Below are 12682 nucleotides of genomic sequence, written 5' to 3'. Positions count from 1 at the left end.
GTCCGATACGCGGGCATCTCAGCGCAAACGGGCAGGATTTGCCAGAGCTGTCAGGGTTCGGTCAGGAAATCGGCCAGGATCGCGTGGAAGAAGCCCGGTTTCTCCAGATGCACCGCATGCGAGGCGCCGGGCACCACCGACAGGCGCGCATCGGGAATGTTGGACCAGAGCGTGTGGATCTGCGGCCAGCGGTAGGATTTGTCGCAATCGCCCCACAGGACCAGGGTCGGCATGCTCAGCCGGGGCAGCGCCGCGCGCCCGTCCCAGGCGGCCATCGCGCCCAATCCGGCCATCGCCGCCTGCGGGTTGGCCCGGGCGCCGATCTCGACCAGCAGCGGATAGCCCGTCGCCGCCGCACCCGCCCGGAACCAGGTGGCCCCGATCCGCCGGATGGTGCATTCGACCCCATCCGCCAGCAGCCGTTCGCGCGAGGTGTCGATCGGCTCGAACCGGTCGGGCATCAGCCCCAGCGGCCCGGTGCCGTAAAGCACCAGCCGCTTGACCGCATCGGGCCGGTCGGCTGCCATCTGCTGGGCGATCATGCCGCCCATGGAATGGCCGACCAGCAGGAACTCGGCGATGCCCAGCTCGTCGAGCAGACCCAGTACCGCCGCCGCCATCTCCTCGATGCTGGCGCATCCCGGGCGGTCGGCGGCGGCGCCGAAGCCCGGCAGGTTGGGCGCGATCACGTCGAACGCGTCCTTGAACCGGGCGATTTCCTGTTCCCATTGCGCGGCACCGCCCAGATAGCCATGGACAAAGACCAGAACCGGCCCCGACCCCTCACGCAGATATGGCAGGCCCGGCATCAGCGCATCTGCTCCGGCAGCCAGAGCGCCACGTCGGGCGCCACGATCAGCACCGCGATCAGCAGGATCATCGCCCCGATGAAGGGCAGGCAGCCCATGATCACGTCACCGATGGTGACCTGATCGCGGCTGATCGCCTGGATCACGTAGAGGTTCAGCCCAACCGGCGGTGTCAGCACCGCGATTTCCATGGTGATGGTGTAGACCACGCCGAACCAGATCAGGTCAAAGCCAGCAGCACTCATCAGCGGATAGATCGTCGGCAGGGTGATGAAGGTCATCGACACCGGTTCCAGGAACATGCCCAGGATGATGTAGAACACCAGCACGATGGCCAGGACCGTATAGGGCGACAGGTCGAAGGACAAAAACAGCTCGGTAAATTGCTGCGGGACCCGGTAGTAGGTCAGCACGAAACCGAACAGCACCCCCGCCGACAAGAGCAGACCCAGATAGCCCATGGTCCGCATGGTGGAAAAGATCGCCTCCTTGAACCCCTGCCAGGTCAGCCCGCCGACCCAGAAGGCCAGCAGAACCGTCAGCGAGGCTGCGACGGCGGCGGCCTCGGTGGGCGTGGCGATACCGGCATAGATGGCAACCGTGATCACCAGACCGATCAGCACGACCGGGCCGACTGTGGCCAGGATCATCCGCATCGGCATCTTGGCCGCATCCTCGCTGCCGGGGATATCCTCGGGGCGCAGCATGCCCCAGATCAGCACCACGACGACAAAGCTAGACACCAGGATGATGCCGGGGATCACACCGGCGATGAACAGGTCGCCGATGCTCTGATCGGTGACGATGCCATAGAACAGCAGGATGAGACTGGGCGGGATCAGCACCGACAAGGTGCCGCCGGCGGCCAGCACGCCCGACGAAAGACGCTTGCCATAGCCCAGCCGCAGCATCTCGGGCAGGGCCACGCCACCGATGGTCAGCGCCCCCACCATGGACGAGCCGCAGACCGCGCCGAACCCGGCGCTGGCCCCGATCGAACCATAGGCGGCAGAGCCACGCAGCCGCACGCCCTGATGCAGGAATTGATAGAGGTTTGGCCCGATATTCGATTTGCCTATCAGCTCACCCAGGAACACGAACAGCGGGACCGCTAGTAGGATATAGTCGATCCAGACGCCCCAGAGCTTCAACTCCGAAGACACGATCGAGGTTTTCCAGCCCTGGATCTGCCAGAGAAACGGCAGCGACGCGGCGGCCAGTGCAAAGGGGATCGGCAACCCGATGGAGATGAAGAGCATCAACAGGCCCAGCAGTCCCAGGCCGACAACATACCATTCCATTAGAGGTCTCCAGTCGGGGCCGGGCGCGTGATCAGGCGGATCAGGCGCAATGCGGTGTAGAGGGTGAATAGGACCAGCGCGACCGCGCCCGGTGCCCAGAACATGTAGCGGGGCCAGTGCAGGATCTCGGAGGCCACGCCCGAGTTGAACGACCGGATCGTGGCGCTGACACCGGCATAGGCAAAGAACCCCCCTACCCCCAGCATCAGCAGGTGATTGAGAATGTCGAAGAACCGCCGCGCCCCCGGGCGCAGCTGGTCGGTCAGCATGGTCACCTTGGGAAAGGCATCTTCGCGCAGGGCAAAGGCGAGCCCGGCAAAGGCCACGGGAAACAGGAGCAGCGCGGTGGCCTCGGTCACCATCCGGTCGGGCTTGCCCAGACCATAGCGGACAAACACGCCGTAGGTGATCCAGACCATCTGGACCAGAACGATGACGGCCCCCAGCCCGGCGAGCCATACGACGCCGCGCTCGACACCCCGGATCAGGCGGTCGATTCCGTCATTCATGACAGACCTCTCAGGTTTTGAATAAGCGGCAACTGTGGCCCCGGTCGTGCGGGGCCACAGGTATTTTCCGCCGATCAGGGTGCGTGGCTGGCCAGCAGCGAGCGGATGCTGTCGGCAAGCTCGTTGCCGCAGGCATTGTTCACAGTCTCGTCCCATTTGGGTTTGACGCTGGCAATCAGGCTGGCGCGCTGGTCGTCCGAGATGGATACGGCAGCCCCGCCGCCTTGCATGACGGCATTGCCGACCTGCTGGTCTACCCAGGCCTCGTAGCGCGGCTGAAGCCAGGCTTCGGTCTCGGCCGCCGCTGCGGTGAGCGCTGCCTGTTCATCCGCGCTCAGCGCGTCGAACTTGGCCTTGTTCATCATGTACTGGATGTTGCCATAGAACAGGTTGGCGTTGACCATATAGGGCATCACGGTCCACAGCTTCCAAGAGGAATAGGTGGCCACGCCCATGTTGATGCCATCGACCACGCCGCGCTCGGCGGATTGGAACACTTCCTTAGGCGCCACAAAGACCGGCTCGCCACCCCAGGTCTCGATCATCATCGATACCAGCGGCCCGATCGAGCGCACCAGCTTGCCGTCCAGATTGCCGATATCGGCAACCGGCTCTTCGAACCACCATTCCTGGTCGTAGGAGTAGTTGGAGTTAAAGAGCGGCACCAACCCGGCATTGGCAGCCTCGTCGCGGATCAGCGCGGCATAGGCGGCGTCCAGCCCGGTCTGGTCCTCCAGGCTCACCTCGGCGGGATAAAGCGAGGTCACCGCATAGCAGGGTAGCCGGTTGTCGGCGTTGATCCAGCTGATATCGGACACGCCGCCCTGGACGGAATCGACGCCCTCGGACCAGCCGTGCAGCGTGGCCGAGGGGAACACCTCGACCTTGACCGAGCCGCCGGTCTTTTCGGCGACCAGATCGGCGAAATGGGTAAAACCCGCGTAACGGATATCGGCTTCGTTCACATAGGTGCTCAGACGCAGCGTGGTTTCGGCCGAGGCCGTGCCCGCCGCCAGACCACAGGCCAAAGCCAGTACGCTTGCCGTTGCGGTTTTCAGGTTCAGGTTCATTCAGAGTCTCCCGGTTGGATGGGCGGGGATGGTTCGGTTCTTGGCGCCGTCTGCCCCGCATATGTGCTCCGCGCCCCCAGCGGGTGACGGTCGGATGCTAATGAAAAGGCTAGGCACGGGTCGGGCGTTATGGCCAACTCAAATACATCATTAAACTATGCGAATGTTGCATAAATAAGCAAAATCAGGTAATTATGGTGAAAACGAGGGCGCAAAGATGGACATCAACTGGCTTCGTGATTTCACCTGCCTGGCGAGGACGCTGAATTTCACCCGTGCGTCGGAAGAGCGCAACATCACCCAATCCGCCTTTAGTCGTCGTATCAAGTCGCTGGAAAACTGGTTGGGTACCCCGCTGATCAAACGCTCGACCTACCCGGTGCAACTGACCGAGGCGGGTCAGCAATTCCTGCCGGTGGCGCAGGAAGCTATCGCCAGCCTTACCGATATTCGGCAGGTGCTGCGCGCACAGGAACAGGGGGTGACCGCGTTCCAGCGCTTTGCGGTGCTGCACACGATTTCGGTCAACTACCTGACCCGGCGCATCGCCGAGTTCGAGGACCTGATCCCCAACCTGCGGGTGCGGGTCTATTCGGATAACCTGCGCACCTGTTGTCAGCTGCTGTCGGACGGCACCTGTGATTTCCTGCTCTATTATCGGCATCAGGACGTGCAGCCGATGTTCGAGGAGAAACAGTTCGCGCGCAAGGATATCGGGGTCGAGCTGATGTATCCGGTGGCCGAGACTGGGGCTGCTCAGGCGGGGGGCTGGGATTTGGACGGAGACGGGCGCCAGATGATCCCTTATCTCAGCTATGATCCGAGCAGCTTTCTGGGCACCGTGGTCGACCAGACCATCGGCAATCGCACCCCGCCGCTGGCGATCCGCTACATGGATGCACTGACCGAGGCAATCAAGCGGCGGGTGCTGTCGGGCAGCGGCATGGCCTGGCTGCCCGAAAGCGTGATTGCTGAGGAACTGGCCGCCGGACGGGTCACTATCATCGGCGGTCCGGACTGGCAGGCACCGCTGACCCTGTCGCTGTTCTGTTCGCGCGACCGGCTGGACGAGACCGGCCAGAAAGTATGGAACGCCCTATGACGGGCCGGGCTGGCGGCTGAGCATTTGCCAGCTTTGGTCGCTCCGGCGTGGGCTGCCGCCCGATAATCGCATCAGGGTGACTGTCAGCGGCTGTTCCGGCAGGCCCTCGGCCCGGCAGAGCCGCCCTGCCGCCAGATGTGGTGCCACCAGTGTCAGCGGCAGCCAGGCCACTCCGATGCCCCCGAGCGCGTATTCGCAGGCCGCAAGCGTCAGCGCGGTCTCTGCACGGATCTCGTAGGTGAAGCCAGACGGCAGGCGCGGCGCAACAAAGCGGTCGAAAACCTGCCCCAGGAACACATCCGGCGGATAGCCGATCACCGGCATCGCGGTGCGGGCCTCTGCCGTCTCAAGCCCTGGCGCGTGCACGGGCACCAACAGGTCTGTTTCCAGTTCGGCCCGGTCAAAGGCCTGCGGCAGCATCGGGTCGCGCTCGCCCGGCACCTCGTAGGCGACCGCGAAATCGGCCTCGCCCGACAACAGCAGCATCAGGCATTCATCCCGGTTGCCCGAGCGCACCCGGACCGAGATATCCTGAGACGCCGTCAGATCCCGCACGATCCGGGGCGAGATGGTGGTGGTGATCGCATGTTGACAGACCAGGGTGACCCCGCGCCTGGCATCCTCGGCCGAGACCCTCAGATCCTGCTGCAAGCGTCGCAACCGTCCGCTGAGCTCGCGCAGCTCGGGCTCGAGCGCCAGCACGCCGGGCAGCACCGCCACCGGCTTGCGGCTGCGGTCGAACAGCGCCGCGCCGATCCGCTCTTCGATCCCGCGCACCCGGCGGGTAAATGCGGGCTGGGTCAACAGCCGCCGCTCTGCCGCCGCCGCCAGAGACCCGGTGTCGATCACCGCAAGGATATCGTCGATCCAGTCCAGTTGCATCGCCCTGCCTCGCTAATATGCCGATCATGCATGTTATCCCGCGCAGTTTGCATTAGATTGCCCGGAAATTCGAGGGTAAGTTGCCCTAAACCCAATTCAGGAGCTCAGACCATGCATCTTGCCCGCTATCCCCGCCGCTTCATCGCCCATCTGCCGACGCCGCTGGAACGGCTGGACCGGCTGACCGCCGAACTGGGCGGGCCCGAGATCTGGATCAAGCGCGACGACTGCACCGGCCTGTCCACCGGCGGCAACAAGACCCGCAAGCTGGAATTCCTGATGGCCGAGGCCGAGTTGCAGGGCGCCGACATGGTGATGACGCAGGGCGCGACCCAGTCAAATCATGCCCGCCAGACCGCCGCATTCGCCGCCAAGCTGGGCATGGATTGCCATATCCTGCTCGAGGACCGGACCGGCTCGAACAACGCCAACTACAACAACAACGGCAACGTGCTGCTCGACCATCTGCATGGAGCCACCACCGAAAAGCGTCCCGGCAGCGGGCTGGACATGAATGCCGAGATGGAAAAGGTGGCCGAGAAGTTCCGCGCCGACGGGCGCAAGGTCTATACCATCCCCGGCGGCGGCTCGAACCCGACCGGCGCGCTGGGATATGTGAACTGCGCCTTCGAGATGTTGAACCAGTTCAACGAGCGCGGGCTGAAGGTGGATCATATCGTGCACGCCACCGGCAGCGCGGGCACTCAGGCCGGGCTGATCACCGGGCTTCAGGCGATGAACGCACAGATCCCGCTGTTGGGTATCGGTGTGCGGGCACCCAAGCCCAAGCAGGAAGAGAATGTCTATAATCTGGCCTGCGCCACCGCCGAGAAGCTGGGTTGCCCCGGTGTCGTCGCGCGCGAGGACGTGGTCGCCAATACCGACTATGTCGGCGAAGGCTATGGCATTCCCACCGAAAGCGGGCTGGAGGCGATCCGCATGTTTGCCGAGCTTGAGGCGATCCTGCTCGACCCGGTCTATTCGGCCAAGGGCGCCGCGGGCTTCATCGACCTGATCCGCAAGGGGCATTTCAAGAAGGGCGAGCGGGTTGTGTTCCTGCATACCGGCGGCGCGGTGGCGCTGTTCGGTTATGACAACGCGTTCGACTATTCGGGACGCTGGGTGGCCTAAGGCCACCCCTACCCCCCCTTTCCTGCCAAGGACATAACCGATGGTATCGGCGCTCAAGTCCCGTTGGGACACCCACTTTGGTGGCATTCTTCTGGTCTGCGTTGTGGCGGCCGCCGCTACCTTTCTGTCCGAGCATTACGGGGCGCCGGCCATGCTGTTCGCGCTGCTGATCGGCATGGCCTTTCACTTTCTGCATCGCGATGCCGCCTTTGCCCCCGGCCTCGATTTCTCGGCCAAGACGCTGTTGCGGTTCGGGGTCGGGCTGCTGGGTCTGCGGCTGAGCATTGGCGATGTGGAAAGCATCGGTTATGGCGCCGTGGGCGCGGTGGGGGGCTTTGTGCTCGCCACGCTCGCCTGTGGCGCCACGCTGTCCTATCTTTTTGGGCGCCGCATGGCCTTTGGCCTGCTGGCGGGCGGGTCGGTGGCAATCTGCGGGGCGTCGGCGGCGCTGGCCATTGCCTCTGTCCTGCCCGCGCGGGCCGATCGCGAGCAGGACACGCTGTTCGTGGTGATCGGGGTGACCGCGCTGTCGACCATCGCGATGATCGCCTATCCGATCCTGTTTGCCAGCCTGGGCATGTCCGATCTGCAATCGGGGTTCCTGATCGGGGCCACCATCCATGACGTGGCGCAGGTGGTGGGCGCGGGCTATTCCATCAGCGACGAGGCGGGCGTCATCGCCACATTCGTCAAGATGGTACGGGTTGCGCTGCTGCCGGTGGTGATGCTGGTCGTGATGTTCAGCTTTCGCGGCGCGCAAAGCCAGCGGGTCACCCTGCCCTGGTTCCTGGTGATGTTCATCGCACTGGCGGTCTTGGCCAATTCCGGCGTGATCCCGCAAGTTGTGATCGACGCCATCGGAACCCTGTCGCGCTGGTGCCTTGTGATCGCCATCTCGGCCCTGGGGGTAAAGACAAGCCTTGCGACCATTGCCCATGTCAAGCCGAGCTACGGCGTCATTCTGGTGGTCGAAACTCTTTTCCTGCTGGCCATCGCTATCGGTTTCGTGTTGCTCAGCGGATTCTGAACCGCCCCCGATCCTATCGAACGCGGGCCTCGGTTTTCATGCTGTTTCCGGTGGGCAGCACGGCGCGGTGCCGTACTATGATCCATGATTTGAAATGTGCGTGCGATTCTTTTAGACTCGACGCCACGATGTCGTTTCACGAACTTGAAGAGCGTAAGGGTTTTCATTGGCGGCAAAAAACGAACGCGGCCAGTTTTCATTGCTCCCCGGCTATCGGAGAAAATTTCGGAATTGATCTGCGTCAAATATCGCGCTTTCAATCTATATTAAAAATGGAATAGGTTTTCGAGTAACGAATGCGTCAAAACGTGCACAGTAGTTTGATAGGAAGGTCGAACGGGGGCCGAACCACGTGTGTCACAGGGTGATTGGTGGGTTGCATGCACATTGACGTGACATGCGAAACGAAGGGTCCGGTTGGCTGGCGCCTGCTCTTCTGCCTTGTTACGGTGCTCGGTTTTCTTGGGTCTGAACTCGTTGCGAAGGGGGGCTGTAATGAAGGTGACGGTTGGAAGATGACTGTTTCTGCAATTTCAGGGGATATCCTGAACAGCGTCAGCAAGCGGCCCGAAACCGACGAGGATGCGCTTCGACTGGCGCGGCAGCATATTGATTTGCTTGTTGCCGCGATGGCGGCAGCGGGTCGTGTTGGCGTGCCTGTTGATCTGACCGTGATGACGGCCCCAGCCTTTACGGACTCTACCGCCGGACCGGTGTCCTGGCCTCCGGTGGGGGCACGGCTGGTTTCGCCATGGCTGGCTTTGTCAAAGACCGGATCGGGGCGGTTGTCACTGACCCTGTTCGCGTCCGACCTGCGTTTGATCGCCGATGGCGCCTTGCGGTCGCAGGGCGCAGCACCCGAGGCCTATGCAACCGGACCAGGCTGGCGCAGCATGTCCTTTGCCTGCCTGGCGGGTGCGACGGAATCCTATGTATCGCATGTCTCCGCCGGACAGCCTTCCGAAAGCTGGACCGCCAAAGAGGATTGCGTGCCCGGATCGCTTGCGGGGCCGCTGGCTTGGGCGTTTCGCACCGCCCCACAGAATTTCTTCGTTCCATTCGACATGACCGTGGCGAAATGGATCGAGACGGAACGCGGCAATAGCGCCGCGTTCTACAAGGCGCTGTATGTCGCGCTCCTGCGACACGGCCTGCCGTTGCTCGACGACGAGGCCGGTGCTGTCGATACTTGGTGGCACGCAGCATTGCACGAGGTTGATGAGTGAGCGCGAGGGGTTGCGGAGATTTTGTTGTCGGTGGCGGATAGAGAGGCCGCGCCGCCCGGAACATTGAACAATTGGGGGAACGATCATGACCATTGAAACAGTTTTGTCGCACACGACATTTACAGGCTATTCGGCTGCACAGCAGACCATTCTGGAGAATGCGCTGCGTGACATGTATGCGAATTCGGCCACCGGCAAGACCCTGCTGGACAAGGTCACCGCAGCCCTGCCGCTCGATATCAAGTTCGTGGCCGGCGAGGCTCGGGCCTTTAGAGGAACCGGTCGGGTCGAGCTGGATTTCGCGGCGGTTTCCGACCTGGCCTATTTTGATGCCAACGGCAAAGGTGTTGCGGTCGAGATCGAACATGTGCTGCGGCACGAACTGGTTCACGCGCTTCAGGGGATTGGGGATTCTCCTCGGGGCACGACCAGCACGGACAGCGCCAAGGGCCCGACGCTGGTTTTTGAAAAGGACATCAACGATGAGTTGTCCAAACCGAACCGGCTGTCGTATGAGGGCGTCGATTCCGACACAGCGATCATTCCGGGTACCGAGTATACCGGCGGGGCGGCCATCGACCTGGCTCTTGCCCGTTCGGGCAACGAGGACACGTCGGGCAACAACCCGGCCACCAACGATCTGCTTTGGGGCCGCGGTAACGGCAGCAACTACTTCAAGTCGGGGGATGGCACCGACTACCTTTACGGGAATGGCGGCAATGACGTTCTCGAAGGGGGCGGCGGCAACGACTCTGTGAATGGTGGTACCGGGACCGACCGGGCTGTCTTCAGCGGCAATTGCAGCGATTATACGATCACCTCGAACGCGAATGGTACCATCACGGTTGCGGACAACCGGGCCAACAGCCCGGATGGAACCGACACGCTGAAAGATGTGGAATATGCCCGGTTCGCCGATGGTGAGATGAACCTGACCACCGGCGAATTCGCCTGTCCGGGTCAGAACGTGGTGATCGTGATCGACAAGACCGGCTCGATGTCCAATGACATCGCGGCGGCAAAGGCTGCGGCCATCGAGATTGCTAATGCCCTTTTCGGGACGACCGAGAAACCGGTCGCGAGTACTCTGGCGATCGTGACCTATTGGGACAGCAACACGGTCACCAACCTGTCGTTCACCAAGCAAGACAGCGTGGCCGACCGCAAGGCAGCGGCACTGGCGGCGCTGAACAACCTGTCGACCTCGACCTCGGGCATGACCGAGAACCTAAACACGGCGCTTTTGCATGCCATCAACGGCAATGCCGGCACCTGGGATACCCGTAACAAATCCAACAAGATCATTGTGTTCACCGACGAGGATGCCGACGACCCGCAACTGCGTGCCGAAGTGGTGAGCAAGGCGCTTGCGGCAGATATCGCGGTTCCGCCGCCGCCGGTCGGCAATGCGGTGCCTTTGCAGACCGCGATCGAGCAGGTACAGGGCACAAATTTCGTCGACTACACCGACACCCCCTTCTCGGATCCCTATGGCCCGGTGCCGTTGCAGGTTTTGCCAGTGGTGATCGGGAACAGCTCGACGGCCAACTCGGATCTTGAATCGCTTGCCGACCAGACCAACGGACAGGTGTTCAACGCCAGCACCAGCGACCCCTCGCAGGCGGCCCAGAACGTGATCGCTGCCATCAACGCCTCGTCGGGCACGGAAGGCAACGACAGTCTGACCGGTGACGACAATGCCAACTCGATCGGAGGTTTGGCTGGCAATGACACGATCTCGGGCGAGGGCGGCAACGACACCTTGTCCGGCGGTCCCGGTGACGACGTCCTCAACGGCGGCGCCGGCGATGACAGCCTGCGCGGCAACGCCGGTTATGACACTGTCGACGGTGGTGCGGACACCGATACCGTTGTCGTCAATGCCAACAGCAGTGACGTGAACATCATCGGGTCCTCTGATCCGATCACCATCCAGAGCCCGGATGGCGATGTGGTCATCAGCAATGTCGAATTCGTGCGTTTCCTGGATCGGACCATGGCGGTTTCGGATCTGGGCACGTTGACGACCGTCAATACCTTTGGTGGCCGCGGCGATGACAGCATGGATGGTGACGCCAATGGCAACCGTCTCTGGGGGCGCGAGGGCAACGATACCGTCAATGGTAACGGTGGCAACGACACCCTGGATGGCGGCCTTGGAAACGATGCCGTGAACGGTGGCGAAGGGGCTGACCAGATGTCCGGTGGGGGCGGCAACGACACCCTGGACGGTGGTGACGGAACCGATACCGCTGTGTTCAGCATTGTCAGTACAAGCGCCTCGGTCGACGGGCCGGACGATGCGCTACGGATCGACACCGGACAGGGTGTCGTGACGCTGCGCAATGTCGAATTCGTGCGCTTTACCGACCGGACTTTCAACCTCACCGAATTGCAGGCGCTGCGCGACCAGACCCTGATCGGTACGCCTGGCAATGATACGCTGCGCGGCAGCTACGGCAACGACACCATTCTGGGCCTCGACGGCGATGACGAGCTTGACGGTGGCCTGGACAACGACGTGCTGAACAGCGGCGAAGGTCAGGACACCTTGCTGGGCGGACCCGGCGACGACCTTCTTCGTGTCACGCAGACGATCGCACCCACGGTGGTCGACAATACGGTCAACAACCCGGTGTCCAACCCGATGACCCTGCCCGAGAACTGGTCGCTGGAATCGTTTGACAATGTCGCCGATCCGACCACGGTTCCGCACCAGACTCTGGAAATCACCGGTTCGGATGAAACGCAGGAAGCGTTCCGCTTTACCGCAGAAGCCGGTCAGGTCTGGACTTTCGATATCGATGGCGCGGATTATGACACCGTTTTGGCGCTGTACGACAATAACGGCACTCAGATCACGTCGAATGATGACAGCAGCACATCAAATGGGGCTGGCGGTTCGACCAGCGGGCGTGATTCCTTCATCCAGCACACGTTCGTGGCAGATGGCACCTATATCATCTCCTTGCAGCGCTTTGGCGGAGGAACGATCTCGTCGACGCAGGTGGCAACGCTGAACATCTCGGCGACCGGAGTCACCGTGCCACCGGTGTCGACAACCGACACGAACCTGCTGGATGGTGGCGCCGACAATGACACGCTCGAAGGCGGCGGAGGCGACGATACGCTGATCGGCGGTCTGGGCGACGACTCGATGACGGGGGGCGATGGCAACGACACCGCAATCCTGAACGTGTCACAGCAATTCGTGTCGGGCCAGAACGTGACCGGAGGTGTTCAGCTGACTTCGAGCCAGGGGGTCGATTTCCTGGGATCGGATATCGAATTCGTCCAGTTCAATGACGGTACCCTGACCCTGACTCAGGCGGCGGCGCTGGCCGGAACCATCCCCAGTACCATCAACGGTACCAATGCGGGCGAGTCGGTGGATGGCACCACGGCGACCGAGATCATCAACGGTCTGGATGGCGCTGACTGGATCTCTCCCGGTGGCGGTTCGGATACGGTCGATGGCGGTCCCGGCAATGACATGTTGAGCTTCTTCAACCTACCCGACACTCCGGGCCGGACCAACATGGACTACCGCCTGACCATCGACATGGGTGCGGGAACAGCTGTCAGCCATGATGGAGCCGAGCGGATCCAGTTCGCCAATATCGAG

10 protein-coding genes are annotated in these 12682 nt (G+C 62.3%); 5 read left to right on the top strand and 5 right to left on the bottom strand.

Translation table 11 applies throughout. The annotated features are described in order from the left end of the window. Positions 1 to 50: 50 nt before the first annotated feature. From AC2FNA_RS11970 to dctP, 4 genes are all read right to left on the bottom strand, one after another. Positions 51 to 809 carry an alpha/beta fold hydrolase gene (locus AC2FNA_RS11970; protein ID WP_496826796.1) on the bottom strand — a complete coding sequence of 253 codons (759 nt, stop codon included), beginning with the start codon at positions 807 to 809 and terminating at the stop codon, positions 51 to 53. After that, entirely contained in the window at positions 809 to 2110 is a 1302-nt protein-coding gene (locus tag AC2FNA_RS11965) for a TRAP transporter large permease (RefSeq protein ID WP_496826794.1), read from the bottom strand. Before AC2FNA_RS11965 ends, AC2FNA_RS11970 begins: the two co-directional genes overlap by 1 nt. Continuing rightward, a complete protein-coding gene (locus AC2FNA_RS11960; RefSeq protein WP_496826792.1) occupies positions 2110 to 2619 on the bottom strand; it encodes a TRAP transporter small permease in 510 nt (169 codons plus the stop codon). The genes AC2FNA_RS11965 and AC2FNA_RS11960 overlap by 1 nt, the downstream gene beginning before the upstream one ends. A 74-nt stretch (positions 2620 to 2693) precedes the next feature. Next, the gene (gene dctP, locus AC2FNA_RS11955) at positions 2694 to 3689 is read right to left on the bottom strand and encodes a TRAP transporter substrate-binding protein DctP (RefSeq protein ID WP_496826790.1); all 996 of its coding nucleotides are present in this window, start codon (positions 3687 to 3689) and stop codon (positions 2694 to 2696) included. A 217-nt stretch (positions 3690 to 3906) separates the two neighbouring features. On the opposite strand from dctP, the gene AC2FNA_RS11950 reads away from it, so the two are divergent. Beyond that, a complete protein-coding gene (locus tag AC2FNA_RS11950) occupies positions 3907 to 4791 on the top strand; it encodes a LysR family transcriptional regulator (protein WP_496826788.1) in 885 nt (294 codons plus the stop codon). On the opposite strand, the gene AC2FNA_RS11945 is transcribed toward AC2FNA_RS11950, so the two are convergent. Then, positions 4786 to 5673 (bottom strand): LysR family transcriptional regulator, encoded by an 888-nt coding sequence (locus AC2FNA_RS11945; RefSeq protein ID WP_496826786.1) that lies wholly within the window; start codon positions 5671 to 5673, stop codon positions 4786 to 4788. The genes AC2FNA_RS11950 and AC2FNA_RS11945 overlap by 6 nt on opposite strands. Positions 5674 to 5784: 111 nt before the next feature. On the opposite strand from AC2FNA_RS11945, the gene cuyA reads away from it, so the two are divergent. The 4 genes from cuyA to AC2FNA_RS11925 all read left to right on the top strand — a co-directional run. Next, complete coding sequence (gene cuyA, locus AC2FNA_RS11940) at positions 5785 to 6804, top strand: D-cysteate sulfo-lyase (RefSeq protein ID WP_011241939.1); 1020 nt, start codon at positions 5785 to 5787, stop codon at positions 6802 to 6804. 40 nt (positions 6805 to 6844) lie between these two features. Beyond that, positions 6845 to 7831 carry a YeiH family protein gene (locus AC2FNA_RS11935; protein WP_496826783.1) on the top strand — a complete coding sequence of 329 codons (987 nt, stop codon included), beginning with the start codon at positions 6845 to 6847 and terminating at the stop codon, positions 7829 to 7831. A 380-nt stretch (positions 7832 to 8211) separates the two neighbouring features. Next, a complete protein-coding gene (locus AC2FNA_RS11930) occupies positions 8212 to 9057 on the top strand; it encodes a hypothetical protein (protein WP_496826782.1) in 846 nt (281 codons plus the stop codon). Between the two features lie 85 nt (positions 9058 to 9142). Next, on the top strand, positions 9143 to 12682 hold a 3540-nt coding region (locus AC2FNA_RS11925; protein ID WP_496826780.1), incomplete at its 3' end, for a VWA domain-containing protein.

Source organism: Ruegeria sp. YKSD163, assembly GCF_059612905.1.
Note: the sequence above shows the minus strand (reverse complement) of the source record. Positions and strands in the feature narration are given on the sequence as shown.

Bases quoted from the DNA above. Each gene is read 5' to 3' on its own strand.
- AC2FNA_RS11970 (WP_496826796.1), bottom strand. From the start codon at position 809: ATGCCGGGCCTGCCATATCTGCGTGAGGGGTCGGGGCCGGTTCTGGTC.
- AC2FNA_RS11960 (WP_496826792.1), bottom strand. From the start codon at position 2,619: ATGAATGACGGAATCGACCGCCTGATCCGGGGTGTCGAGCGCGGCGTC.
- AC2FNA_RS11935 (WP_496826783.1), top strand. From the start codon at position 6,845: ATGGTATCGGCGCTCAAGTCCCGTTGGGACACCCACTTTGGTGGCATT.
- AC2FNA_RS11950 (WP_496826788.1), top strand. From the start codon at position 3,907: ATGGACATCAACTGGCTTCGTGATTTCACCTGCCTGGCGAGGACGCTG.
- dctP (WP_496826790.1), bottom strand. From the start codon at position 3,689: ATGAACCTGAACCTGAAAACCGCAACGGCAAGCGTACTGGCTTTGGCC.
- cuyA (WP_011241939.1), top strand. From the start codon at position 5,785: ATGCATCTTGCCCGCTATCCCCGCCGCTTCATCGCCCATCTGCCGACG.
- AC2FNA_RS11945 (WP_496826786.1), bottom strand. From the start codon at position 5,673: ATGCAACTGGACTGGATCGACGATATCCTTGCGGTGATCGACACCGGG.
- AC2FNA_RS11930 (WP_496826782.1), top strand. From the start codon at position 8,212: ATGCACATTGACGTGACATGCGAAACGAAGGGTCCGGTTGGCTGGCGC.
- AC2FNA_RS11965 (WP_496826794.1), bottom strand. From the start codon at position 2,110: ATGGAATGGTATGTTGTCGGCCTGGGACTGCTGGGCCTGTTGATGCTC.